At 74.3% G+C, this 23,794-nt stretch carries 20 protein-coding genes and 1 pseudogene; 6 read left to right on the top strand and 15 right to left on the bottom strand.

Features of this window, described 5'->3' with window-relative positions:
* Positions 1 to 20: 20 nt before the first annotated feature.
* Positions 21 to 467: an Lrp/AsnC family transcriptional regulator gene (locus tag ACFV1J_RS19245; protein ID WP_385859630.1), complete on the bottom strand. Its 447-nt coding sequence runs from the start codon at positions 465 to 467 to the stop codon at positions 21 to 23.
* Between the two features lie 94 nt (positions 468 to 561).
* Between ACFV1J_RS19245 and ACFV1J_RS19250 the strand changes: the two genes are divergently transcribed.
* On the top strand, positions 562 to 1,095 hold the full coding sequence (locus ACFV1J_RS19250) for a rhodanese-like domain-containing protein (RefSeq protein WP_385859632.1): 534 nt from the start codon (positions 562 to 564) through the stop codon (positions 1,093 to 1,095).
* Positions 1,096 to 1,186: 91 nt separating this feature from the next.
* Here the strand turns inward: ACFV1J_RS19250 and ACFV1J_RS19255 are convergent, their stop codons facing one another.
* The 4 genes from ACFV1J_RS19255 to ACFV1J_RS19270 form a co-directional block, all read right to left on the bottom strand.
* The gene (locus ACFV1J_RS19255) at positions 1,187 to 2,881 is read right to left on the bottom strand and encodes a DUF885 domain-containing protein (RefSeq protein WP_385859634.1); all 1,695 of its coding nucleotides are present in this window, start codon (positions 2,879 to 2,881) and stop codon (positions 1,187 to 1,189) included.
* A gap of 165 nt (positions 2,882 to 3,046) precedes the next feature.
* Complete coding sequence (locus ACFV1J_RS19260; RefSeq protein WP_385859636.1) at positions 3,047 to 4,444, bottom strand: GNAT family N-acetyltransferase; 1,398 nt, start codon at positions 4,442 to 4,444, stop codon at positions 3,047 to 3,049.
* Positions 4,445 to 4,527: 83 nt separating this feature from the next.
* On the bottom strand, positions 4,528 to 6,111 hold the full coding sequence (locus tag ACFV1J_RS19265; protein ID WP_385859638.1) for an alkaline phosphatase D family protein: 1,584 nt from the start codon (positions 6,109 to 6,111) through the stop codon (positions 4,528 to 4,530).
* Positions 6,112 to 6,373: 262 nt separating this feature from the next.
* Positions 6,374 to 7,849 carry a PLP-dependent aminotransferase family protein gene (locus ACFV1J_RS19270; RefSeq protein WP_385859640.1) on the bottom strand — a complete coding sequence of 492 codons (1,476 nt, stop codon included), beginning with the start codon at positions 7,847 to 7,849 and terminating at the stop codon, positions 6,374 to 6,376.
* 96 nt (positions 7,850 to 7,945) lie between these two features.
* Between ACFV1J_RS19270 and ACFV1J_RS19275 the strand changes: the two are divergent.
* From ACFV1J_RS19275 to ACFV1J_RS19285, 3 genes and pseudogenes are all read left to right on the top strand, one after another.
* Positions 7,946 to 8,305, top strand: a pseudogene (locus ACFV1J_RS19275) (EamA family transporter); the annotation flags it as partial.
* Between the two features lie 591 nt (positions 8,306 to 8,896).
* Positions 8,897 to 9,781: an RNA polymerase sigma-70 factor gene (locus ACFV1J_RS19280; RefSeq protein WP_385859764.1), complete on the top strand. Its 885-nt coding sequence runs from the start codon at positions 8,897 to 8,899 to the stop codon at positions 9,779 to 9,781.
* Positions 9,782 to 9,969: 188 nt separating this feature from the next.
* Positions 9,970 to 10,716, top strand: a complete 747-nt coding sequence (locus ACFV1J_RS19285; protein WP_385859642.1) for a GntR family transcriptional regulator — start codon at positions 9,970 to 9,972, stop codon at positions 10,714 to 10,716.
* Positions 10,717 to 10,739: 23 nt separating this feature from the next.
* Here ACFV1J_RS19285 and ACFV1J_RS19290 read toward each other — a convergent pair whose 3' ends face one another.
* From ACFV1J_RS19290 to ACFV1J_RS19300, 3 genes are all read right to left on the bottom strand, one after another.
* Entirely contained in the window at positions 10,740 to 11,897 is a 1,158-nt protein-coding gene (locus tag ACFV1J_RS19290) for an ROK family transcriptional regulator (RefSeq protein ID WP_385859644.1), read from the bottom strand.
* 96 nt (positions 11,898 to 11,993) lie between these two features.
* Positions 11,994 to 12,653, bottom strand: a complete 660-nt coding sequence (locus ACFV1J_RS19295; RefSeq protein ID WP_385859646.1) for a response regulator — start codon at positions 12,651 to 12,653, stop codon at positions 11,994 to 11,996.
* A gap of 28 nt (positions 12,654 to 12,681) precedes the next feature.
* Complete coding sequence (locus tag ACFV1J_RS19300; RefSeq protein WP_385859648.1) at positions 12,682 to 13,908, bottom strand: sensor histidine kinase; 1,227 nt, start codon at positions 13,906 to 13,908, stop codon at positions 12,682 to 12,684.
* 125 nt (positions 13,909 to 14,033) lie between these two features.
* On the opposite strand from ACFV1J_RS19300, the gene ACFV1J_RS19305 reads away from it, so the two are divergent.
* Positions 14,034 to 14,489 (top strand): hypothetical protein, encoded by a 456-nt coding sequence (locus ACFV1J_RS19305; RefSeq protein WP_385859650.1) that lies wholly within the window; start codon positions 14,034 to 14,036, stop codon positions 14,487 to 14,489.
* Here the strand turns inward: ACFV1J_RS19305 and ACFV1J_RS19310 are convergent.
* The 5 genes from ACFV1J_RS19310 to purB form a co-directional block, all read right to left on the bottom strand.
* Entirely contained in the window at positions 14,483 to 15,499 is a 1,017-nt protein-coding gene (locus tag ACFV1J_RS19310) for a TolB family protein (protein ID WP_385859652.1), read from the bottom strand. The genes ACFV1J_RS19305 and ACFV1J_RS19310 overlap by 7 nt on opposite strands.
* The gene (locus ACFV1J_RS19315) at positions 15,496 to 16,938 is read right to left on the bottom strand and encodes an MFS transporter (protein ID WP_385859654.1); all 1,443 of its coding nucleotides are present in this window, start codon (positions 16,936 to 16,938) and stop codon (positions 15,496 to 15,498) included. The genes ACFV1J_RS19310 and ACFV1J_RS19315 overlap by 4 nt, the downstream gene beginning before the upstream one ends.
* A gap of 1 nt (position 16,939) precedes the next feature.
* Positions 16,940 to 17,884, bottom strand: a complete 945-nt coding sequence (locus tag ACFV1J_RS19320) for an alkaline phosphatase family protein (protein ID WP_385859656.1) — start codon at positions 17,882 to 17,884, stop codon at positions 16,940 to 16,942.
* A 141-nt stretch (positions 17,885 to 18,025) separates the two neighbouring features.
* A complete protein-coding gene (mug, locus tag ACFV1J_RS19325) occupies positions 18,026 to 18,583 on the bottom strand; it encodes a G/U mismatch-specific DNA glycosylase (protein ID WP_385859658.1) in 558 nt (185 codons plus the stop codon).
* A 15-nt stretch (positions 18,584 to 18,598) separates the two neighbouring features.
* Positions 18,599 to 20,032: an adenylosuccinate lyase gene (gene purB, locus ACFV1J_RS19330; RefSeq protein WP_385859766.1), complete on the bottom strand. Its 1,434-nt coding sequence runs from the start codon at positions 20,030 to 20,032 to the stop codon at positions 18,599 to 18,601.
* A 172-nt stretch (positions 20,033 to 20,204) separates the two neighbouring features.
* Here purB and ACFV1J_RS19335 point away from each other — a divergent pair, with 172 nt between their 5' ends.
* Entirely contained in the window at positions 20,205 to 20,477 is a 273-nt protein-coding gene (locus ACFV1J_RS19335; protein WP_385859660.1) for a hypothetical protein, read from the top strand.
* 52 nt (positions 20,478 to 20,529) lie between these two features.
* Here the strand turns inward: ACFV1J_RS19335 and ACFV1J_RS19340 are convergent, their stop codons facing one another.
* Positions 20,530 to 22,551 carry a bifunctional serine/threonine-protein kinase/transporter substrate-binding domain-containing protein gene (locus ACFV1J_RS19340; protein ID WP_385859662.1) on the bottom strand — a complete coding sequence of 674 codons (2,022 nt, stop codon included), beginning with the start codon at positions 22,549 to 22,551 and terminating at the stop codon, positions 20,530 to 20,532.
* A gap of 131 nt (positions 22,552 to 22,682) precedes the next feature.
* Positions 22,683 to 23,507, bottom strand: coding sequence for an SGNH/GDSL hydrolase family protein (locus tag ACFV1J_RS19345; RefSeq protein ID WP_385859664.1), 825 nt, complete (start codon positions 23,505 to 23,507; stop codon positions 22,683 to 22,685).
* Positions 23,508 to 23,794: the final 287 nt, after the last annotated feature.

The following is a 23,794-nucleotide window of genomic DNA, read 5'->3' on the forward strand; positions in this document are numbered from 1 at the left end:
GGAGTGCGGGTCGGGCCGGGTCAGTGGCTGACCGGCCGGCGCAGCAGCGGTGACGAATACACCACGCTGGTGGTCACCGAGCCGAGCGCGCCGATCCGCCCGGACACCTCTTCCAGATGCTTCATGGAACGGGCCGCGACCTTGATCACGAAGCAGTCGTCGCCCGTGACGTGGTGCGCCTCCAGGATCTCCGGAGTCGTCTCCAGCAGATCATGGAACGGCTTGTAGTTGCCGTTCGGATAGCGGAGCCGGACGAAGGCCAGCACCGGCAGCCCGATCCGCTCGGGGTCGACCACCGCCGCGTACCCCGAGATCACCCCGGCCTCCTCCAGCCGCCGGACCCGCTCGGTGACGGCACTGGCGGACATGTTCACGGCGCGGGCCAGTTCGGCGTAGCCCGCGCGGCCGTGGCGCTGCAGGACGTCGAGGATGCGCCAGTCGGTGGCGTCGGGGGAATATCCGGTCATCCGCGCTGTCTAGCAGTGGAATCCCCGGTAGGGCAAGGGTTTCGCCGGGGATCGTCGCTTCTCGGCCACGGCGGCCGACCATAGATTTACCGCCATGATCACTCAGCAGCCCCGCCAGGTCCGGCGGTCCCCGGCCGCCGCCACCAGCCCCGTACTCGCCACTCCGCCGTCCCCCAGCTACCGCTGGGAGGTGCCCCCGGCCCCGGCCGACGCCGCCGCGTACTTCGCCGCGCGGCTCGCCTTCCACACCGATGTCGCCGATGTGCACACCGCCCTTACGGCCGGCGCCGCGGACTTCGTCGTGGTCGACTCCCGCAGCACCGCCGCCTGGGACCAGGGCCACGTCCCCGGCGCCGTCCACCTGCCCACCGCCCGGATCCCCGCGGACGCCCCGCGGCTGCTCGACCCGGAGGTGCCGGTCGTCGTGTACTGCTGGGGCCCCGGCTGTGACGGCGCCACCCGCGCCGCCCTCGCCCTGTCCCGGCTCGGTTACCGCGTCAAGGAGATGCTGGGCGGCATCGAGTACTGGATCCGCGAGGGCTACCCGACCGAGACCTGGCAGGGGACCGAAACCCGCCCCGCCGACCCGCTGACCGCCCCGGTCGGCGCGGGGGAGTGCGGCTGCTGAGCGGGACGGGCGTGCGCCGGGCGGCGGGACCCGGCAGTCCGGTACCGGGTCCGGCAGCCCCCTGCCGGACCCGGCGCACCGCGAACTCCCTTCAGAGCGCGGAGAGTTCGCTCAGCAGGTCGTCCAGGCCCAGGGAGCCCTGGGAGAGGGCGGCCATGTGCCAGGCCTTGAGGTCGAAACCGGCGCCGTGGCGGGCGCGGGCGGCGTCGCGGCCCTGCAGCCAGATGCGTTCGCCGAGCTTGTAGCCGATCGCCTGGCCGGCCATGCCCTGGTAGCGGATGATCTCGCTCTCGACGAATTCGGCCGGGCGGCTGCAGTGGCTCGCCAGGAACTCGTGGGCCAGCTCCGGCGTCCAGCGCTCGCCCGGGTGGAACGGCGAGTCCGCCGGGATCTCCAGCTCCAGGTGCATGCCGATGTCGATGATGACGCGGATGGCCCGCATCATCTGCGCGTCCAGATAGCCCAGCCGGCGCTCCGGCGTCGTCAGGAAGCCCAGCTCGTCCATGAGGCGTTCCGCGTACAGCGCCCAGCCCTCCACGTTGGCACTGACGATGCCCACCGTCGTCTGGTAGCGGGAGAGCGACTCGGCGACGTGCGCCCACTGCGCCAGCTGGAGGTGATGGCCGGGCACGCCCTCGTGGTACCACGTCGAGACCAGGTCGTACGCCGGGAAGCGGGTCTCGCCCATCGTGGGGAGCCAGGTGCGGCCGGGGCGGGAGAAGTCCAGCGACGGCTGGGTGTAGTAGGGGGAGGCGGCGCTGCCGGGCGGGGCGATCCGGGACTCCACCCGGCGCACCCGCTCGGCGAGTTCGAAGTGCGTGCCGTCCAGGCTGTCGATGGCCTCGTCCATCAACGACTGCAGCCACTGCCGGACCTCGTCGACCCCCTCGACCGCCTCGCCGTGCTCATCGCACCAGGCCAGCGCCTCCCACGGCGTCTTCGCGCCGGGCAGCACCCGCTCCGCCTCGGTCTCCATCTCCGCCAGCAGCCGGTAGAACTCCGACCAGCCGTACGCGTACGCCTCGTCCGCGTCGAGGTCGGCGCCGATGTAGTAACGGGCGAGCCGGGTGTAGCGTTCCCGGCCCACCACGTCGGGGGCGCCCTCGATGGCCGGGGCGTAGACGTCACGGAACCAGTCGCGCAGCTCCACCAGCGCGCCGGTGGCCACCTCGGCGGCCTCGGTCAGTTCGGCGCGCAGCGCCTCGGGGCCCGGGTCGGTGAACACCGCGAACCAGCTGCGGTCGGTGCCGATCCATTCGTCCAACTGGCCGATGACGGTGGCGACTTGCAGCGGACCGGCGGGCAGGTCGCGCTTGCGGCCGGCGTCCAGTGCGGCGCGGTAGCCCTCCAGGGCGGCCGGCACCGCCCGCAGCCGCTGGGCGATCGCCGCCCAGTCCGCCTCGGTCTCGGCGGGGGTGAGGGTGAAGGCGCTGCGGGTGCTGTGCAGCGGCGAGCTGAGGTTGCTGACCGCGCGCAGGCCCTCGCCCGCCTCGTGCACCGCCAGCTCGGCGGTCAGCCGCTCGCGCAGCAGCCGTGCGCAGACCTTCTCGGTCGGGTGCTCCGCGCCCGGCCGGGCCTCCGCCTCGGTGAGCTTCTCCAGCGTCGTACGCGCGAGCTGGGCCACCGCCTCCTGGCCCGTCGGTGAGAAGTCGGGGAGCTTCGAGGAGCTCTCGGGAACGCCGAGGTAGGTGCCGGTGATGGGGTCCAGCTCGACGAGCGCGTCGACGTAGGCGTCGGCGACCTGACGGGGCAGCGGACCGCCGGTGGGGGTAGTGGTGTGGGACATGCGGACCATCCTCGTACGGATCGGCCCGCCGCGTCACCATCAACAGCCCGTACGTTCCTGTCACTTTACGGCGTCATTGCCTTCACCGGCCCCCGCCCCCGGCCCACGGCGGACGGTCGGCCGGGCGGCACGCGCCACCCGGCCGGCCGGCGGGCCGTGGCCGGTTCAGTGGCGGCCGGTCGGGTCCTGGATGCGCACGGTCTCACGGGCCTCCCGCCGGGCGGGCGGACCGGCCGGGCGGGCCGTGATCACCAGCGTGCCCTCCTCGATCTGGTAGTCCAGCGGCAGACCGAGGCCGCGCATCGCGGCCACCATGCCGGTGTTCGAGGCCTGGGTGATCGCGTAGACGCTGTCGCAGCCGGCCTCGCCCGCCATCGCCACCAGCCGGCGCAGCAGTTCGGCGCCGATGCCGCGCTGCTGCCAGGCGTCCTCGACCAGCAGGGCGACCTCGGTCTCGTCGCCGTCCCAGAGCAGATGGCCGAGCGCCACCAGCCGGCCGGACGCGGTCTCCACCGCCAGGGTGCGGCCGAAGCGCGGGCTGAGCAGATGGGAGAGGTAGCGGTCCGCGTCGCCGACCGGGCCGTGGTAGCGCAGCGCGAGGGTCCGGGGCGAGCAGCGGTCGTGCATCTCCCGGGCCGCGGCCAGGTCGGAGGTGTCGGCCCGGCGGACGGTGATCTCGTTGCCCTCCGGCAGGGTGAGTACGTCCCGCCGCGGCGGCACCCGCTGGCCCAGCCGGGCGTCCAGCTCGACCAGGGCCCGCACCCGGGCGAACTCGGTGGGGGTGAACGGCAACTGCGGCCTTTCGATCGTGAGCGACCCCCCGGAGGGGTCACGGAACTTCATCACATGGTCCTCCAGCACGCCCTCCGCGGGCACCTGCTCGGCGAGCGGCTGACCGGTCAGCGAGCGGGCGGGCACCGAGTGGATCGTGCAGCGCCCCAGCAACTGCCGGAGCGCCAGCGGGAGTTCGGCGGAGTCCAGGGCCGTACGGGTGGCCAGGCCGAGCATCCGGGTGGGTGCGTCGACGAGGTCGTGGGCGTCGGCCCGCTCCAGCCAGCTGTGTCTGCCGCCGGCGCCGGCCACCGTACGGGTGAGCTCCGCGGGCGTCAGCGGGGCCGGTGCGCGCAGCAGGAACTCGTCGACGGTGCCCGCGGACAGCGGGTGGGTCTGCAGGCTGAGGATGTCCACCTGCCGGGCGGCCAGTGCCGTGCACAGCGCGGCCAGGCTGCCCGGTTCGTCGCGGACCGTGGTCCGCATCCGCCACAGCGTCGTCTCCTGACCGGCGCCTCTGGTGGACGCACCGGTCGGGGACGGCGCCGTGGCGCCGGTATCGGTCGGCGGCGGGGCGTGGTCGTGGCGCCGTGACCACCAGACGTGGAAGCCCGCCGTGGCGGCCAGGGCCACCGCGGCGGCGCACAGCAGCCCCGGGCCGGACGGGCCGTGCGCGACCATGTTGGCGACCGCGTCGGCCACCGCGACGGCCGTGAACAGGGCGGCGAGCTCGACGAGCTCCCGCCGCCAGTGGTGCCGGCGGGATGAGGTGGCGGAGGTTGCTTCAGTCATGCACACAGCCTCGCGGACAGGTGTTGCCTGGTCGCCAACACATTGTGTCCGACGGGTAAAAGACGCAATCGGCGCATTGGTCCCTACTGTCCTACCCGTCCGGGTTGAAGCACCTTGCTGAACAACACGTCCCCGCCCTCCTGACGCAACCGCACCGTCAGCTCCCCGCTTCCCCCGTCGATGTCGATCTCGCCGAAGTACTGCGGACTCTCCGCAGGGGAGACGTTCGCACGGTCCGGTGCCTTGAGGAACGCCTGCTCCGGCCCGAACGTTCCATCGAGCTTCACGGCCTGGAAACCGCCCGCGTTCAACGGCCCCGACACGAACTCCCAGAACGGCGCGAAATCCTGGAACGCAGCCCGCTCCGGCGCGTAGTGCTGCGCCGAGGTGTAGTGCACGTCCGCGGTGATCCACACCGTGCCGGTCACCCGGGCGTGCTTGATGTGCCGCAGCAGCTCCGCCAGCTGCAGCTCCCGCCCCAGCGGAGCGCCCGGATCGCCCTGCGCCACCGCCTCGAAGTTCGTCCTGCCGTCCGGGACGACCAGCCCCAGCGGCATGTCCGAGGCGATCACCTTCCACACCGCACGTGAGCGGGACAGCTCACGCTTGAGCCAGCGCAGCTGCTCCGCCCCGAGGATGCCCTGCGGGTCGTCGGTCTGCCGGTCCGGCGAATTGGCGTTGCGGTAACGGCGCATGTCCAGCACGAAGACGTCCAGCAGCGGGCCGTGGTGCACCACCCGGTAGACCCTTCCGGTGCCGTCCGGCCGCAGCGTACGGATCGGGAAGTACTCGGCGAAGGCCCGCAGCGACCGCGCGGAGAGCACGTCCGTGCGCTTCTCCGCGTACCGGTCGTCGTCGAGCAGCTGCCCCGGGTACCAGTTGTTGTGCACCTCGTGGTCGTCCCACTGGGTGATCGTCGGCACCTGGGCGTTGAACCGGCGCAGATTCTCGTCCAGCAGGTTGTAGCGGAACGCGCCGCGGAACTCCTGGAGCGTCTCGGCGACCTTCGCCTTCTCCTCGGTCGTCACGTTCCGCCAGATCCGGCCGTCCGGCAGGGTCACCCGCTCGGTGATCGGGTTGTCGGCGTAGATGTTGTCGCCGCTGCACAGGAAGAAGTCCGGGTTCCGGCGCCGCATGTCCTCGTAGACGCGGTAGCCGCCGCGGTCCGGATTGATGCCCCAGCCCTGGCCGGCCAGATCGCCCGACCAGAGGAAGCGCACGTCGGCGTGGCGCCCCTCGGGGGCGGTACGGAAGGTGCCGGTGACCGGCTCGCCGGTGCGCCGCGGATCGTCCGGGTCGGCCAGCAGCACCCGGTAGTGGACCTGCTCGCCGGCCGGCAGACCGTGCAGCGGGGTGACACCGGTGAAGTCCGTGCCCGCGCCGAGGAGCGGGCCGTGCCAGGTCCGCGTGGTCTTCGCAGCGCGGAACGACTCGGTCGCCGCGGTCTGCACCACCATCCGGGCCGGCCGGTCGGACCGCACCCACACCAGGCCCGAGGACGTGGTCACGTCACCGACCTGTACGCCCCAGTCGGCGCTCGGCCGCCCGCCGCGGGCCAGCGCGGGCGCGGCCCCGGCGACCGCGGGCAGCGCCAGCGCCGCGGAACCCGCCGCCGCGCCCCGCAGCACCGCCCGCCGCCCCCAGCCGCCGCCGGATCCCTGCGCCATCTCCAACCTCCATGCCTCGACCGACACACTGACGACCTGTTCGTATCGCTGTTCGGTGCCCCGCAGCCGAACTCCCGGTGAACGCGGAGTGGTTCACGGATGGTGCGCGAGCGCCCCGGTCCACGGAAGGCCCCGGGCCGGGCCATGGTCGCAAGCCCGGGGACCGACCGCCAGGACCCCGCCATGACGATGACGCTCCCCGTACGCGCCGCCGCCCGCAGCCGCACCGGGGCGTGTGGGGCTCCGGCGGAGCCCGACACGCCTAGCGGCCCGGGTTCCCGCTCCCGCACCGGGCCGCTTCCCCTGCCGGGCGCAGCGTGCCCAGCAGCCGTACCCCGCGGTCGAGGTCCGAGGGGGCCAGATGGGCGTACCCCAGGACCAGCCGGACCGGCCCGTCGCCCGGCGGCGCGGGCGCGCTCCGGTAGGCGGACAGCGGGCGCAGCGCCAGCCCGGCCCGTCGGGCCCGGGCGAGCAGCTCCTCCTCGGGCCCGTACGCCGCGGGCAGCGTGACGATGACATGCAGCCCGGCGGCGATACCGGTCACCCCGGCGCCGGGGCAGTGCGCGGCCAGCGCCGCGGTCAGCGCGTCCCGGCGCTCCCGGTAGGCGCGCTGGCAGCGGCGCAGCTGACGGTCGTAGTCGCCCCGGGCGATGAGTTCGGCCAGCAGTGCCTGGTCCAGCACCGGATTGCCCAGATCCATCGTCCGCTTACGGGCCACCACCTCGTCGGCCAGCCACTCGGGCACCACCAGCCAGCCCAGCCGCAGCCCTGGTGCCAGCGACTTGCTCACCGAGCCGGTGTACGCCACCCGGTCCGGGTCCAGGCCCTGCAACGCGCCGACCGGCGCCCGGTCGTAGCGGAAGTCGCCGTCGTAGTCGTCCTCGACGAGCAGCCCGCCGGCCGCCCGTGCCCAGCCGAGCAGCTCCGCCCGGCGGGCCGCCGACAGTGCCGTCCCGGAGGGGAACTGGTGGGACGGCGTCAGCACCGCGGCCCGCGCCCCGGAAGCCGCCAGCACCGCCGTCACCGGGCCCTCGCCGTCCAGCGGAACCGGTACGGACGCCAGCCCGGCGGCGGCGAACAACTGGGTGTGCTCGGGGCTGCCCGGGTCCTCCACTGCCACCGTCCGGTGCCCGGCCGCGCGCAGTGCGAAGCCCAGCAGCGTCATCGCCTGCGCCACGCCCGAACACACCACCAGCCGCTCCGGATCGACGGCCACCCCACGGCGGCGGATCAGCAACTGGGCGAGCTCCCGCCGCAGTTCGGGCAGGCCGCGCGGGTCCGGGTAGCCGAGGGCGCGGTGCGGCAGCCGGTGCAGCGCCCGGCGGTGGGCGGCCGACCAGGCCGCCCGCGGGAACAGCGAGAGGTCGGGGGTGCCGGGCGTGAAGTCGACGAGCGGGACGCCGGCCGCGGGCGCCGCGGTGGTCCTGGGCGGGCCCGCAGCGCGCACCGCACCGCCGACCCAGGTGCCCGCGCCGCGCCGGCTGTGCAGATAGCCCTCGGCGGTCAACTGCTCGTACGCCTCGGTCACCAGACCGCGGGAGACCCCGAGATCGGCGGCCAGCTCCCGGCCCGACGGCAGCCGGGTCCCGGCCGCCAGCCGCCCGGAGCGGACCGCCTCGCGCAGCGCCTCCTGGAGGGCGCGGCCGCGCCGGCGCCGCGGTGCGGCGGCCGTCGGCAGCAGCAGCTCCCAGGCGGCCGTCCAACTCCCGTCGCTGCACGACCCGTTGTCGTCCGGCATCGCCGCGTCCCCCGTTCCGCCGCCGCCAAGTGGTCCCCTACGCAGCCGCTGAAGTGGACCTTAAGACGGTCCGCCGCTCTTCCTAGCGTCCGTCTCATGAACCGGACTCCGCTGCACGGCGCGCTCTCCGCCGCCTTCGCCTGCTTCCTGGTGGGCGGCTCCTTCACCGCCAACAGCCTGCTGGGCGACTACCCGTGGGCGGGCGGCCAGGCCCTGCGCTACGGCCTCGCCGCCCTGATCCTCTTCGCCCTCGTGGGCCGACGGGCCGGCCCGCCGCTGCGCGCCCTCACCGGCCGCCGGTGGGGACGTCTCGCCCTGCTCGCCGCCCTCGGCATGCTCGGCTTCAACCTCGCGATCCTGGCGGCCGAACGCACCGCCGAACCGGCCGTGCCAGGGGTGTTCGTCGGCTGCGCCCCGGTGGTCGTCGCCGTGCTCGTGCCCGCTCTGGCGGGTCGCCGGCCGAACCCGGCGGTGGTACGCGGCGCCCTCCTGGTGGCCGCCGGCGCCTGGGTCGTCCAGGGGTGGGGACGCACCGCCGCCATGGGGCTGGTCTGGTCGCTGGCCGCGCTGTGCGGGGAGGTGGGCTTCGCCGTACTGGCGGTGCCCGTCCTGCCACCGCTCGGCCCCCGGCTGCTGTCGGCGGTGGTCAGCGCGCTCGCCGCGGTGGAGGCCACCGTCGTCGGCACGGTCACCGGGGGCGCCGGCTGGCTGCGGATGCCGGACCCGGTCGAGGCGGCCGCCCTCGGCTGGCAGGCCGTCATCGTCACCGTCATCGGCTTCGTCTGCTGGTACGCCGGCATCCAGCGGATCGGCGCCGAACGCGCCACCCTCTACTCCGGCCTGATCCCCGTCTTCGCCGCGCTCACCGCGCCTTTGGCCGGAACCGGCGGATACGGCCCGGCCCAGCTGGGCGGCAGCCTGCTGGTGGGCGCGGGCGTCGTACTGGGCGCCGGGGTGCGGCCGCGGTCGGCCCGGCGGCACAGTGGTGTGCCTCGCACCGTGCCGTTTCCGCTGGACAACGGCCGGACCGCCCGGTGGGATGGACGGGTGCGAAGCGATACCGCGACCGATGTCTTCGAGGAACACCGCCCGGTCCTCTTCGGGGTGGCCTACCGGATGCTCGGCCGGGTGGCCGACGCCGAGGACGTGGTGCAGGACGCCTGGCTGCGCTGGGCCGGCGCGGACCGGGCCGAGGTCCGCGAGCCGCGCGCCTTCCTGGTGCGGATCACCACCCGGCTGGCCATCGACCGGCTGCGCCAGGCCCAGTCGCGGCGGGAGTCCTACGTGGGGCCCTGGCTGCCCGAGCCGCTGGCGACGGACGCCGCCGGGAGCCCGCCGGACGGCGCGGAGCACGCCGTGTTCGCCGAGACCGTCACCCTCGCGGTGCTCGTCGTCATGGAATCGCTCTCCCCTCTGGAGCGCGCCGTGTTCGTGCTGCGCGAGGCGTTCGGCTACCCCTACGCGGAGATCGCCGCGGTCCTCGACCGCAGCGAGGCCGCGGTGCGCCAACTGGCGGGCCGGGCCCGGCGCCACGTCGAGGAGGGCAGTCCGCGCTACGAGGTCGATCCGGAGCAACAGCGCGATCTGACCGAGCGGTTCCTGGCCGCGGCGGCCGGTGACGACCTGGAGGGTCTGCTGAGCCTGCTCGCGGCGGACGCCCGGCTGGTCGGCGACAGCGGCGGCAAGGCCAAGGCACCGCTGCGGATCATCGAGTCCGCCGGCAAGGTCGCCCGCTTCCTCCTCGGCGTCGCCAAGTCCCAGCCGGCCGGTATGGAGTTCGGCCTGTGCGAACTCAACGGCGGGATCGCCGTGTTGGGGCACCAGGGCGGTGTGCCGGACACGGTCCTCCAGCTCGGCATCCAGGACGGCCGGATCCGGACCGTCTACATCGTGCGCAATCCGGACAAGCTCGGGGCGCTGGCCGCCGGTTGACCCGCGGCCCGCCGATCCGGCAGCCCGGTCGTGTTCTCGTCGCGCCGGGCTGCGCCAATCGGTGGCGGGATTGGTCTTGACCAAGGGTGGGGGCGGCCATATCGTCGGGATACTGCAACAACCTTTAATAAAGAAGCGCTCATAAAGGGGGCGCTGCCCCGCGGGCAGCCGCCAGTGCGGAGGACAGGGTGGGGACCACGCAACTCGACACGGTGCCGGAACCGAAGTACTGGCACCTCAAGACCGTGCTCAGCGAGGCGCTGGACTCGGAGTTCGCGGTCGGTGAGGTGCTGCCCAACGAGCGTGAGCTGGCGGCCCGGTTCGGCGTCGCCCGGGCCACGCTCCGGCAGGCGCTCGAACAGCTGGAGCTGGAGGGCAGGCTCCAGCGCCGCCGCGGCGTCGGCACCACCGTCGCCCCGCCCCGCGCCGACGTCGCCGTCGACCCCGTCCGCCACACCTGGCCCGGCACCCCCGGCGACGACTGGCAGCCGGTCGACGCCGCCGAGAGCGACACGGTCCCGGCAGAGGTGGCCCGGCTGCTGGAGACCGCCCCCGGCGAACCGGTGCACATCGTGCGCCGCAACCGTGTCACCGACGGCCGCCCGGTCGCCGCCGAGCTGCTGTACGTCCCCGCGGCCGCGGTCCCCGGATACGACCCGGAGGCCGCGCTCAGCGCCCCCGGCCGCGCCCGTGCCGTGCTGCGCGCACTCCAGGAGCACGAGCTGGAGGGCCAGGACCGCACCGTGGAGCTCGGCTCCGCCCGCGCCGAGGACGCCAAGCAGCTCGACCGGCTCCCGGGCGCGCCCGTACTGGTCGTCACGACCCGCTACGTCTCCCGGGGACGGCCGACCGCGGTCGCGGTGTCCACATACCGCGCCGACACCTGCCGGCTGACCTTCGGCGAGCGCGACGCGGTGGCCCTGCTCGCGGGCTGACCGTAAGCACGGGACGGTGACGGTCACCGACGGGCCGTCACCGTCCCCTGCACCGCGAAGAGTTCCCCCTCGACATGGTCGAGCGCCAGCCGCAGCGCACCGGTCGCCACCGCCGCCTCGCCCAGCTGGGACAGCACGACCCGCGGCGGCCGCAGACAGTAGCGCGCCAACTCCTCGCGCAGCGGCTCCAGTACACCGGCCAGCCCGTTCGCCCAGCCGCCGATCACCACCAGCTCCGGATCCAGCGCCAGCACCAGCGCCGCGACGTCGTGCACCAGCCGCCGGATGAACCGGTCCACCGCGTCCCGGGCCCGCGCATCGCCCTTCCCGGCGGCCGCGAACACCGCCGCGACCTGCGCCTCGTCCAGCGGGTGCAGCGGCTTCCCGGTCGTCGACAGCAGCGCCTCCGGGGTCGCCTCCCGCCCGAGCAGATGCAGTGCGCCGATCTCCCCGGCCGCACCGCCGAAGCCGCGGTGCAGCCGCCCGCCGATCAGCGAACCGGCACCCGGGCTCAGCCCCGCCAGCACGAAGACGATGTCGTCCGAGCCGGCCGCCGCGCCCTGCCAGTGCTCGGCCACCGCCGCGGCGTTGGCGTCGTTCTCGACCAGCACCGGACAGCGGAACGACCGCCGCAGCCGGTCACCCAGCGGCAGCCCCGTCCAGCCGGGCAGCGCGGTGCCCAGCCGCACCGTGCCGTCCGCCTCCACGATGCCCGGGCCGGCCACGCCGACGGCCCGCAGGCTGCGGCGCGGCACGCCGGTGCGCCGCAGCAGATCGGCCACCACGGTCCGCACCCGGTCCAGCCGCTCGTCGGCCGGTGCGCCCTCCTCGACGGTGCGCTGCGCGGTGTCCCGCACCCGGCCGCTCAGATCCGACAGCAGCGCCACGATGCGGTGCGGCCCGATCTCGATGCCCAGCAGATGGCCGGCCTCGGTACGGAACCGGAAGCGGCGGGCCGGACGGCCCTGGCGGCGCGCCTCGCCCTCCTCGGCGGGCACCTCGACGACCAGGCCGCTCTCGATGAGCCCCTCGACCACGCCCTCGACCGTGGGCCGCGACAGGCCCGTCACCTGGACGAGATGGGTGAGCGTGGCGGAGTCCGCGGCGCGCAGCGCGTCCAGCACCACCGCGGAGTTGATCCGTCGCAGCAGCGAGGGGTCCCCGCCGGTGAGCCGCCCCAACGTCCCTCTCCCTCGCTTTTTGTGTGTGGCGGATCGTAGCCGGTCAGACGGTGTGCGGCGAGCCCCGCCCAGGGCCGCGGCAGCTGCCGGGCGCCGCTACCCGACCGTCCCCGGTGCCACGAACCCGGACTCGTAGGCGGCGATCACGGCCTGGGTGCGGTCCCGGGCGCCCAGCTTGGCCAGCACCGCGCTGACGTGCGTCTTGACCGTCTCGGCCCCCACCACCAGCGCCGCGGCGATCTCCGCGTTCGACAGCCCGCGGCACATCAGCCGCAGCACCTCCCGCTCCCGGCCGGTCAGCGCGGCCCGCTCGAACTCCGCCCGGGCCCGGTCGTTGCCGCGGTCCGCGGCGATGGCCCGCAGCGACGCCGGGAACAGCAGCGAGGAGCCCTCCGCGACCACCCGCACCGCATGCACGATCTCGGCCGGCCGGGACCGCTTGAGCAGAAAACCGTCCGCGCCCGCGCGCAGCGCCTCGTAGACGTACTCGTCGGCCTCGAAGGTGGTGACGACGAGGATCCGCGGTGGGTCGGCGATCGCCCGCAGCACCGCGCGGGTGGCCTCGATCCCGTCGAGCAGCGGCATCCGCACGTCCATCGCGACGACGTCCGGCCGTAGTTGCCGCACCAGCGGAACCACGGCGGCCCCGTCGGCCGCCTCACCCGTCACCTCGATATCGGGCTGCGCCTCCAGAATGGCGCGCAATCCGGCGCGCACCAGCGGCTCGTCGTCGACCAGGAGTACGGATATCGGCACGGGATCACCCTACTGGCGAGGCGCGGGGTCAGGCGGGCAGCGGCAGGCGGACGCTCACCTGCCAGGCGCCGTCCGCCGGGCCGGTGCGGGCCTCCCCGCCGAGCAGTGCGGCACGTTCGCGGATCCCCCGCAGGCCGCGGCCACCGCTGCCGGGCCCCGCGGGGGCGGCGGGCAGCGGGTTGCGGACCTCCAGTTCCAGTACGCCGCGGTCGGCCGCGATGCGTACGGACACCGGTACCGGGCCCGCGTGCCGCAGCACGTTCGTCAGGGCCTCCTGCACCATGCGGTACCCCTCCCGGGAGACCGGCCCGGGCAGGTCCGCCAGCGGGCCGCTGAGTTCGGCCCTGACCGGGGAGCCGGCGGCCCGGGCGGACTCCAGCAGCCGTTCGGCCTCGGTGAGCAGGGGCCGGTCGGCCGGCCGCGGGGCGTCCTCGCGCAGCAGCCGCAGGGCCCGCTCCAGTTCGCCGAGCGCCTGCCGCCCGGTCTCCTCGATGGCGGCCAGCGCCCGGTCGGTGAACTCCGGGCTGCCGGCGGCGCGGGCGGCCCCGGCCTGCACCACGGTCACGGTCAGCGCGTGCCCGATCGAGTCGTGCAGCTCCTGGGCCAGCCGGTTGTGCGCCAGCAGCCGCTCCGTACGGGTCTCCAGCGCGGCCAGCCGTTCCGCCGCCGAGGGGCCGAGCAACAGCCGCGCGGCGCGGGCCATCAGCGACCCCGTCCCGAGGACGACGGCCAGGAGCAGCACGAGGGGGAGCGGCACCAGCAGGCCGTACCACCAGTGGGGCGCCTCGATGGCCGGCAGGCCCTTCAGACGGCTGGGCCGGCCGGCCGCCGCCATGGTGAACGCGGCGGCCAGCGTGGGCAGTTGGATGCTCAGGGCGCTCACGGCGATGCCCGTCTCCAGTCGCAGCAGCAGCCAGCCGGCGGTACGGAGGCGGTCGCGCCAGCTGGCCGACGGGGTGGTGGCGATACCGGACGCGGCCCGCTGTTCGGTGCCGTGCGGGCCCGGCGTCAGCAGCAGCTGGGCCTGCAGCCCCTCGAACCGTCGGGCCACCGGCACCACGGCGGCCGCGAGGAGCAGGGGGACCGGCAGCACCGCCATCCACAGCCAGGTCTCCCAGGTGCCCGTCCGGAACGTCCGCGGGTACAAGAAACCGGTCAGCATCCCGGCGACCGTGGCCATGAGCAGGTGCAGCCAGCGGGTGTAGGTGACGGGCCGGCCGAGCCGGCGGACGGCGGAGGCGAACGAGGCGGTCACGCCGCCATCGTGCCAGCGCACGACCGGGTGCCACCTCCCCCCGGTGGGGGAGGCCAGGGGTCTGGTCGGGCCCGTGGTGACCGGCGGCACGGCCAATTGTCAGACCCCCGGAGTTTACTGACGGTATGAAGCTTGACGAGCAGCTGACCACCATCGACCTGCTGCGCCGGCGGGAGTTCCCGGCGCAGCGGGTGCGTTCCGCGCCGGTCGAGAGTGGGCCGGGCTTCCACATAGCGGATCTGCGGGTCGGCCAGGACTTCTGGGACGCGGACCCCGCCGAGCTCGCGGAGGCCGAGGAGGAGTTCGAGGCCGCGCTGACCGCACTGGTGCAGGCGCTGTCCTTACGGTGGGGCGAGCCCGAAGTCGTCGACCTGGAAGGCGCGTTGGAGCGCACGGCGCAGGGCCTGCCGGTCCGGCCGCCGCTGGACACCCTGTGCGGTTTCGTCCCGCGGATGTACGGCTGGCGGGTGGACGGCCGGTGGATAGGCGTGGGCGTCGGACAGGGCGCCCGGGAGCTGCCGTGGCAACTGCTGGTGGCGGTGGGAGAGGCGGAGGTGACGCGGAGGGCCGGCGGTCAGTGAGGGAAGGCCGGGGCGAGCGCGGCGGTGGCGAGCCGGTGCGGGCTGCCCGAGCCGTCTGCGGGCACGGTCCACAGATCGGCGCCGTAGTCGCCCGGCAGCGCATAGACCAGGGTGTGACGGTCCCGCCAGACGGCCTGATCGTCGACGTTGCGGTGTTCACCGGTCGCGGTCTCGCGCAGCGTACGCAGATCGAGTACGTACAGCCGCCAGGGCGCGTCCGGATCGGCGCCGGCGACCCGCTTCTTGTACGCGATGCGGGTGCCGTCGGGCGACAGCGAGGGGCATTCGACGTTGCCGTGCAGCGCGCGCAGGGTGCGGGCGGTGCGGTCACCGCGGACCAGATAGGTCTTCCCGCCGGTGGCGGCGGTGGCGTAGAAGTGGTCGTCGTCGGCGAAGGTGACGCCCCAGACGTTGAGGTCGGCCGCGTGCACCCGGTGTCCGCCGACGGTCAGTGCATAGGTCTCCAGGTTGGCGTCCAGGTGCCCGGTGCGGGTGTCGAGGATCGAGGTGCGGGTGGAGAAGGCGGTGCCCGCGTAGGAGTCGCCGCTGACGAAGACGGTCCAGGCGACGGTGTGGCCGCCGGGGGAGACCCGGGCGCGGGTCGGGGTGCCGGCCAGGTCGTAGTGGCGCCGCTCGTGCAGCCGGTCGTCGAGGACCACCGCCCGGTAGGTGTCGCGGAGTTCGCCGTGCACGGCCCGCAGGCAGATGCCGGTGCCGGCGGCCGCGTGGAAACGCAGGCAGCGGACGCCGGAGGCGGTGCGCGGGCCGGCGGGCCGGCCGGCCGGGACGGCGGTGATCTCGTCGCGGTGCGGGCCCCAGGCCATGTTGCGGAAGAGCGCGCGGTGCGGATCGCTCAGCCGTACCGCACCGGAGGTGACCGTGGGCCCGCCGGCCTGGGTGCGGTCCTTCTCGGCGGCCCGGTCGGCGGCGCGCAGGGTGGCGCCGACCGCGATCCCGCCGAGCAGGAGGACGGTGACGAGCAGGATCAGGAGGCGGGTGGTGCGGTTCACGTGACGGGCTCCGGAGGCGTGGGGTCGGCGGTCCGGGGCGGTCCGGCCGGCGGGGCGGGGCGCAGCAGCCGGGCGCTGACCGCGGCGGCGAGCGCCAGACCGGCCGCGGCGAGGCCGAGCGCCCAGCGGTCGCCCCAGGCGGTCCAGGCCGCGCCGAAGGCCAGCGAGCAGCCGAAGCGGGCCGCGGCCTGGCCGGTCTGGACGACCGCCAGCCCGCTGCCGCGCAGCGCGTCCGGCACCGCGTCGGCGGTGGCCGCGGCGAGCACACCGTCGGTGGCCGCGTAGAAGCCGCCGTGCAGGACGAGGACCAGGCAGGTCAGCGCCGGCGAGGCGGCGAACGGCGCGAGCAGCACCCCGTAGGCGCCGAGCAGCGCGAGATGGCCGAGCAGGAACAGCCGGCGGCGGCCGCACCGGTCCGCGACCGCGCCCAGCGGCACGGCCAGCAGCAGGAAGGCCGCGGCGGTGCCCAGCGGCAGCAGCGGGAACCACGCCTCGGACAGTCCCAGCCGGCGCTGGAGGGTGAGGTAGAGGAAGGAGTCGCTGACGGTGGTCAGACCGAGCAGCACCGCACAGCAGGTCAGCCGGCGCAGCGCGGGCAGCCGCAGCAGCGGCCGCAGCGGCGGCGCGGATGCCGGGCCGCGCGGCGGAACGGACGCCGGGGCGCGCGGCGGCGCGGATGCCGTGCCCTGCGCCGGGGACGGGAGCGGGCTGCCCGCCGGCGACGGGAGCGGGTTGCCCGCCGGCGACGGGAGCGGGTTGCCCGCCGGGGACGGACGCCGGCCGGTGGACTCGTGCGGCGCCCGGCCGGGGACGAAGAGCAGCAGGACGGCCACGCCGAGCGCGGCCACACAGCCGCTGACCGTGAACACCGCGTCGTACCCCTCCGCCGCGGCGCGCAGCACGAGGAAGGCGATCAGCGGGCCGAGCAGCGCGCCCGCGGTGTCCATCGCCCGGTGCACACCGAACGCCCGGCCGCGCACCGCCGGTTCGCTCGCCAGCGAGATCATCGCGTCGCGCGGTGCGGTGCGCAGCCCCTTGCCGGTGCGGTCGGCGGCCAGCACCGCACCGATCAGCGGCAGGGTGTGCACCAGCAGCAACAGCGGCTTGCACAGGGCCGAGAGGCCGTAACCGACCACTGCCACGTCCTTGTGGCCGCCGCCCCCGCCGCGGTCCGAGATCCGCCCGCCGACCAGCCGGACGAGCGCGCTGACGCCGTTGTAGACCCCGTCCAGCAGCCCGAACCCGAGCGGGGACAGGCCGAGTTCGGCGACGAGGTAGAGCGGCAGGACGGCGGTGACCATCTCCGAGGAGACGTCGGTGATCAGGCTGACGGTGCCCAGTACGAGGACGGTGCCGGGGACCGCGGCCCGGACCGGCCGGCCCGGGCGGGTGCCCGGACCGGCCGTCGTGCGGGTGGCGCGGCTGTCCGCGAGGTACACGTCAGCTCGCCCAGATGCCGGTGATGTCCTTGGCGTCGGCGGCCTTCCCGGCGTGCGAGGTGCCGTACATGTCCTCGAGGGTGCGCAGGACGTCGTAGTGGTTGTAGGTGGTGTCCGAGGTGGCGCCGGGCTGCACCGGCTGGCCGTACAGGACGGTCGGGATGCGGTTGCCGCTGAGGCGGTTGTCCTCGTCGAAGGTGACCAGCAGCAGGCTGTTGTGGGTCTTGGCCCAGTCCGCGTAGCTCTTGAGGTGGTTCTTCAGCCAGGTGTCGCCGGTGGAGACCGAGCAGTCGTGCATATCGCTGCACAGATTCGGCACGACGAACGACACGGTCGGCAGTTGGCTGAAGTCCGTGGGGAACGCGTCGAAGGTGTGCGCCGTGTTCGTGGGCACGTTGCTGAAGCCGAACCAGGGGTTGTGCTTCTGCGCGTACTTGCCGCTCTTGCAGGTGGTGGAGCCCTCGGACGGCAGCGACTCGTTGTAGCTCGCCCAGGACTTGCCGGCCGCGGTCACCTCGGAGGCGAGGTTGGGCGCGGAGCTGAAACCGGGGGTGACGCAGCTGTCGTCGGTGACGTCCTGGGTGTCGCCGGAGAACATCGCGTAGTAGTTGGGCTGGCTGGGGTGGGTCTCGGCGTACGAGGCGGTGAGGCTGGCGCCGCCGGAGGCCAGGGAGTTGATGTACGGGGCGCTGGAGCTGCCCAGCACCTGGCTGTAGGCGTGGTTCTCGAAGACCACCACGACCACGTGGTCCGGGCTGGGCACCCCGGCCGCGGCGGGCTCGGCGCCGAAGCCGTTGCCCGCCCAGACGCCGAGTCCGGCGGCGGCGAGGCCGAACGCGCCGGCGAGCGCGGTGAGTCGGTGGCGGCGCGAGCGGCGGCCGCGGTGGTCCGCGGGGGACTCCGCGGAGGTGGGGGCAGGGGAAGGCGAGGGGGACGGAGTGGGCACGACTGCCTCCGTACGGAAGTGTGGGGGCGTGCACGGGCGGCGACAGAGTAGAGCCGGCAGCGTGACATGTACACGCCTTCAAGGTGAAGGTTGGCCGAACGCCCGCCGTCCGCCCACCATGCGGTCCCGGAACGCGGACCGCTACGCCGCCCCGTCCTCCGCGAACGCCGCCGCGCGCAACCGCCCGTACTCCTCCGCCATCGTCGCCGGCGTCCAATGGGCGTTCAGGCCACTGGGGTTGGGCAGCGCCCAGATCCGGGTGTCCCCCAGCATGCGCGGCTGCGGCCCGACCGTCGCACGCTTGTCGTCGAAGGCGACGCGGTACGCCGTGACCCCGGCGACGGCGAGCCAGCGCGGCCGCAGCCGGGCCACCTTCTCCGCCAGCAGCCGGCCGCCCTCGCGGAACTCCTCCGCGGTCAGCTCGTCCGCCCGGGCGGTCGCCCGCGCCACGACATTGGTGATCCCGACCCCGTGGACGAGCAGCTCCTCCTGCTCATGGGGGTGCAGCCGCCGCGGGGTGAAGCCGGCGGCGTGCAGCACCGGCCAGAACCGATTGCCGGGCCGGGCGAAGTGGTGGCCGGTGGCCGCCGACATCAGCCCGGGGTTGATCCCGCAGAAGAGGACCCGCAGACCGCTCGCCGCCACGTCCGGGACGAGGCGGTCACGAGCGGCCTGCAGCTCCTCAGGGGTGAAGCGCACTTATGGGCTCCCGGGTCAGAGGATCGCGCCCGGGGTGTAGCCGGCGGCCTCCGGGTGCTGCTTGGTGATCTCCTCGATCCGGGCGACGACCGACGCCACCTGGTCGGCGGCCGCACCCGTGAACGACAGCTTGTCCGCCATCAGCGCGGCCAGCTGCTCCCGGTCCAGCGGAAGCCGGGCGTCCGCGGCCAGCTTGTCCAGCAGCTCGTTCCGCTCGGCGCCCTGCTCGCGCATGGCCAGCGCCGACGCCACCGCGTTCTCCTTGATCGCCTCGTGGGCCTCCTCGCGGCCCACCCCGGCCCGGACCGCCCCCATCAGCACCTTCGTCGTGGCGAGGAACGGCAGGTAACGGTCCAGCTCACGGGCGACGACGGCGGGGAACGCCCCGAACTCGTCGAGCACCGTCAGGAACGTCTCCAGCAGCCCGTCCAGCGCGAAGAACGCGTCCGGCAGGGCGACCCGGCGCACCACGGAGCAGGACACATCGCCCTCGTTCCACTGGTCGCCGGAGAGCTCACCGGTCATCGAGGCATAACCGCGCAGGATCACCATCAGGCCGTTGACGCGCTCGCAGGAGCGGGTGTTCATCTTGTGCGGCATCGCCGACGAGCCGACCTGGCCGGGCTTGAAGCCCTCGGTGACCAGCTCGTGCCCGGCCATCAGCCGGATCGTCTTCGCCAGCGACGAGGGGGCGGCGGCCAGCTGCACCAGCGAGGTGACCACGTCGTAGTCCAGCGAGCGCGGGTAGACCTGGCCGACGGAGGTGAAGGCCTGCCCGAAGCCGAGGTGCGCGGCGATCCGCTGCTCCAGCTCGGCGAGCTTCGCGGCGTCCCCGCCGAGCAGGTCCAGCATGTCCTGCGCGGTGCCCACGGGGCCCTTGATGCCGCGCAGCGGGTAACGGGAGAGCAGATCCTCCAGGCGCGCGTACGCCACCAGCAGCTCGTCGGCCGCGGTCGCGAACCGCTTGCCCAGCGTCGTGGCCTGCGCGGCGACGTTGTGCGAGCGGCCCGCCAGCACCAGCTCGGCGTGCTGCGCGGCCAGCGAACCCAGGCGCGCCAGCACGGCGACCGTACGGTCCCGCATCAGCTCCAGCGACAGCCGGACCTGGAGCTGCTCGACGTTCTCGGTCAGGTCGCGGGAGGTCATGCCCTTGTGGACCTGCTCATGGCCGGCCAGCGCGTTGAACTCCTCGATCCGCGCCTTCACGTCGTGCCGGGTGACCTTCTCGCGCTCGGCGATCGACGCCAGGTCGACGTTCTCCAGGACCCGCTCGTAGTCGGCCAGCGCCTCGTCGGGGACCGCCACCCCCAGGTCCTTCTGCGCACGCAGCACGGCGAGCCACAGCTTCCGCTCCAGCTTGACCTTGTACTCGGGGGACCAGAGCACGGCCAGCTCCGTGGAGGCATAGCGGCCGGCCAGAACATTGGGGATGCGAGGCTTCGCAGACACAGCAGTCACGTGGTCAGAGTCTACTGGCGATTCGCGCAGGCCAGCGCCCCGGTCCCGGCTGTGTGTTCCTACAGCCGTCCCACCCTGGCCACGGGACCCGGCCCGCGCCGGCGCGGCGCGGTCCGTTGATCTTGTCCGTCACGCTCGAACGGGCATGGGTAGGGTGCCCGGCATGCGATGCGCGCTGTGCGGCTCCGGCCGGCTGACTCCGGTCGGGGAACTCACCTCGGGCGTGAGGTGGGGCGAGCGTCTGCGCCTCACATTCCGCCGCCCGGGGATCCTCAAACCGCGGCCGACGTTCGACGCCGGACTCGCGCGGGCCTGCCGCGACTGCGGGGCCCTGTTTCCCTTCCTCGACGCGTACGAACGGCGTCAACTGGACGCGGCGGCCGATGACTTGACCGATGTCGAGGGCGCCGGGCCGCACCACGACAACGGCGGGTGAGCGCCGGCAGGGCCCGGACCGAAGGCGGCGAGCCGGCGGCGGCCGACCCTCCCTACTCGCCCCCGTTGACGCCCGCCCGCGGTACCGCGCCGTCCTCGACGTACCACCGCTTGAGGATCCTGGCGTACTCGCCGCTCCTGACGAGGCGGTCGAGGGCTTCCCGTACGGCGTCGCGCAGGGCCGGGCGGTGCTTGGCGACCGCGATGCCGTAGAGCAGGGGGTCGAGTTGCCCGCCGACGAGTTCCAGGACACCGCCGCCCGAGAGGGTGGCGGCGGTGTGCGCCGCCACCGGGAAGTCGTCGAGGCAGGCCGAGGAGCGGCCCTTGGCGACATCGTCGTAGACCTCGGCCTGCGAGTCGAACTCCCGGATCTTGATCCCCTTGGCGACCGACCGGCCGAGCCCGTCCACGTAGTCACGGGCCACGGAGCCACGCTGGACGGCGACCGTCCTGCCGGACAGGTTCCCGGGCTTGGTGATGCCCTCCGGATTGCCGGTGCGGACGACGAGCACCAGCCCGGCCCTGAAGTAGTCGACCATGTCGACGCCGGCGCCGGTCTTCGTCCCCTCCGCGCGCCCCTCCTGACGCTCCTTGGTGTCGGCCATCGCCGACATGACCAGGTCGAAGCGGCCCGCGGCCAGGCCGGCCAGCAGCGAGTCGAAGACGGCGTTCTCGAACGTGACGCGGACGCCCAGTTCGCGACCGAGGGCGTGCGCGAGGTCGATGTCGAGCCCGGCGGGCTTGCCGTCCCTGACGAACTCCATGGGCGCGTAGGCGATGTCCGAGCCGATGGTGACCTTGCCCCGGTCGCGGATCTCCGCCGGCAGCCGGCCTGACGGCCCGGACGGTTGCCTGGAGCCCGCGGGCGGGTTCCCGGCGTTCTTCCCGCCGTCGTCACGGCCCCCGCCCTGCGGCCACAGCGCCCAGCCCAGCGCCCCGGTGCCGGCCAGGCCCCCCACCACCGACAGCGCGGCGAGCACCCGGCGCCGGCTCGGCCCCGGGGCGGTTCGACCAGGGGCGGGGGACAGCGGCGGCGTGGCGGTCTGCGCGGGCCAGGCCGGCGTCACGGCCGGCGGCGGGGGCGGCGGGCCGTCCGGGCTCATGCTGGTCGGCAGCTGGTCGAACGGAACGCCGGCCGGCTCCTGCGCCGGGGGCCGCGGCACCGAAGGCCGCGGCGCGAAGGCGTCCGGGGACCTGGGGTCGGCGAGCTGCGCGGACAGCCGGCGGAGCTGTACGGCGACGGGGGCCGGCAGCCAGTCGCCGTACGGGCCGGGCGCGCCCACCCGCGCCATCAGGGCGGGCAGCGCGGGCCGCCGCTCCGGCTCCTTGGCCAGACAGGCCGCCACCACCTCCTTCAGCCCGTCCGGAAGGCCGTCGAGCCGCGGTTCCTCGTGCACGGTGCGGAACATCAGCACCTGCGGCTCGGCGCTCCCGTACGGGCCGCCGCCGGTCGCCGCGAACACGAGCACCCCGCCGAGCGCGAACACGTCCGCGGCGCCCGTGACGCCCGGGCCCGTCATGACGAGTTGCTCGGGCGCCATGAACCCCGGTGTGCCGAGGGCGGTGCCGGTCACGGTCAGGGCGGTGTCCGCGGCCGAGTACGCGATACCGAAGTCGATGACGCGCGGCCCCTCGACCGTGAGCAGGATGTTCGACGGCTTGAGGTCGCGGTGCACCAGACCCTGCGCGTGCACCGCCGCCAGGGCCTGCAGCAGGCCCGCCGTCATCAGCCGCACCGCCCGCTCCGGCAGCGGCCCGCAGTCGTGCACGGCATCGCTCAGCGAGACACCCGGCACGTAGTCGGTCGCCATCCAGGGCACGTCGTCGTGCGGCGCGGCGTCGACCACCGGCGCCACGAACGGCCCGCCCACCCGCCGGGCGGCGGCCACCTCACGGGCGAAACGCGTCCGGAAGCCCCGGTCGTCGGCGAGCTCGGACCGCGCGGTCTTCACCGCCACCGTCCGCCCGTCCACCGCCCGGCCGAGATACACCCGGCCCATGCCGCCGCCCCCGAGCAGCCCGATGATCCGGAACGGTCCGATCTGCTGCGGATCGTCCTTGGCCAACGGTCGCACCGACTACCCCCACCCCGTAACTGCCCCTGTGCCCGGCAGTATCCCCTACGCCATTCCGTACGCCGTCCCGTACGCCATTCCGTACGCCGGCCGCACTCGGCTCCTTGCGGTGACCTGCGACTGCGCCTGCGTTACGCCCCGACCGGGGCCCAGCCCGTGACGGGGCCCGGGTTCGTATGGTCCGCGGGACTCACCCAGAAGGCCGTGCCCAGCTCAGGGCTCACATGGGCGCCCCTCCGGCCGTCCCCCGAGGAGCGGCCGGTCAGCCGCCGCCCTATCCAGGGCACCAGATGCTCCCGGGCGAACCGGAGATCCGCGGTCCGCCGGGCTCGCCAGCCCGGCGGTGCGGCCGCCGGCAGCGGGACGTCCCAGTCCTCCTCGGCGGGCAGCCCGAGCGCCTGCCAGACCGCCTCGGCCACCCGGCGGTGCCCCTCGGCGTTCAGATGCAGCCGGTCGTCCGCCCACATCCGGGGATCGGCCAGCGCCTTCGACGCGTACAGGTCCACGACCAGCGCACCGTGCCGCGCGGCGATCTCGTCGATCCGCGCGAAGAGCTGCTCCATCCGCGGCCGGAAGCGCTCCAGTACGGGCCCCTGGCGGCCCGGGCTGCGCATCAGCACCAGCTGGCCGCCGCCCTTCACCAGCAGCTCGGCCGCGGTCTCCAGCTGCGCGCAGACCTGCGCGACGTCGCACTTCGGGCGCAGCACGTCATTGAGCCCGCCCACCAGCGTCACGAGGTCCGCGCCCATCGACGCGGCCGGGCCGCACTGGTCGTCCAGGATCTGCCCGATCAGCTTGCCGCGCACCGCGAGGTTCGCGTACCGGAACCCGGGCGCCCGCGCGGCCAGCCGCGCGGCGAGGAGGTCGGCCCAGCCACGGTAGGTGCCGTCGGGGAGGCCGTCGGACATTCCTTCGGTGAAGCTGTCGCCTATGGCTACGAAACTGGTGTACCGCACACGCGGATCTTAATCTCCGCCACGTACTTGGCCGTCCCGCCGTGGGTGTTGCTCGCCGTTGCGCTTTGCGGCGCACCCGCACGTACCTGTCTTTCCCGCCGCGGGGCGTCTCGCCGTTGCGCCTGCGGCGGGCTGGGTGGTTGTCGGGTGCGGTGACGGACCTCCGGGGCCGGTTGTGTGGACTGCTTCGCTTTACGTCCACACAACCGGCCCCTCCGGCCCGTCCCCTCCCGTGAGGGGGGAAGTTGAGGCCGGTGGGGGTGGGCGTCGAGGGTCCCTTAAGGGCG

Source organism: Streptomyces sp. NPDC059649, assembly GCF_042734445.1.
In the GTDB taxonomy this organism is placed as follows: domain Bacteria; phylum Actinomycetota; class Actinomycetes; order Streptomycetales; family Streptomycetaceae; genus Streptomyces.

Excerpts from the sequence above, each read along its gene's own strand:
- ACFV1J_RS19245 (WP_385859630.1), bottom strand. The coding sequence starts at position 467 with ATGACCGGATATTCCCCCGACGCCACCGACTGGCGCATCCTCGACGTC.
- ACFV1J_RS19250 (WP_385859632.1), top strand. The coding sequence starts at position 562 with ATGATCACTCAGCAGCCCCGCCAGGTCCGGCGGTCCCCGGCCGCCGCC.
- ACFV1J_RS19255 (WP_385859634.1), bottom strand. The coding sequence starts at position 2,881 with ATGTCCCACACCACTACCCCCACCGGCGGTCCGCTGCCCCGTCAGGTC.
- ACFV1J_RS19260 (WP_385859636.1), bottom strand. The coding sequence starts at position 4,444 with ATGACTGAAGCAACCTCCGCCACCTCATCCCGCCGGCACCACTGGCGG.
- ACFV1J_RS19265 (WP_385859638.1), bottom strand. The coding sequence starts at position 6,111 with ATGGCGCAGGGATCCGGCGGCGGCTGGGGGCGGCGGGCGGTGCTGCGG.
- ACFV1J_RS19270 (WP_385859640.1), bottom strand. The coding sequence starts at position 7,849 with ATGCCGGACGACAACGGGTCGTGCAGCGACGGGAGTTGGACGGCCGCC.
- ACFV1J_RS19305 (WP_385859650.1), top strand. The coding sequence starts at position 14,034 with ATGAAGCTTGACGAGCAGCTGACCACCATCGACCTGCTGCGCCGGCGG.
- ACFV1J_RS19335 (WP_385859660.1), top strand. The coding sequence starts at position 20,205 with ATGCGATGCGCGCTGTGCGGCTCCGGCCGGCTGACTCCGGTCGGGGAA.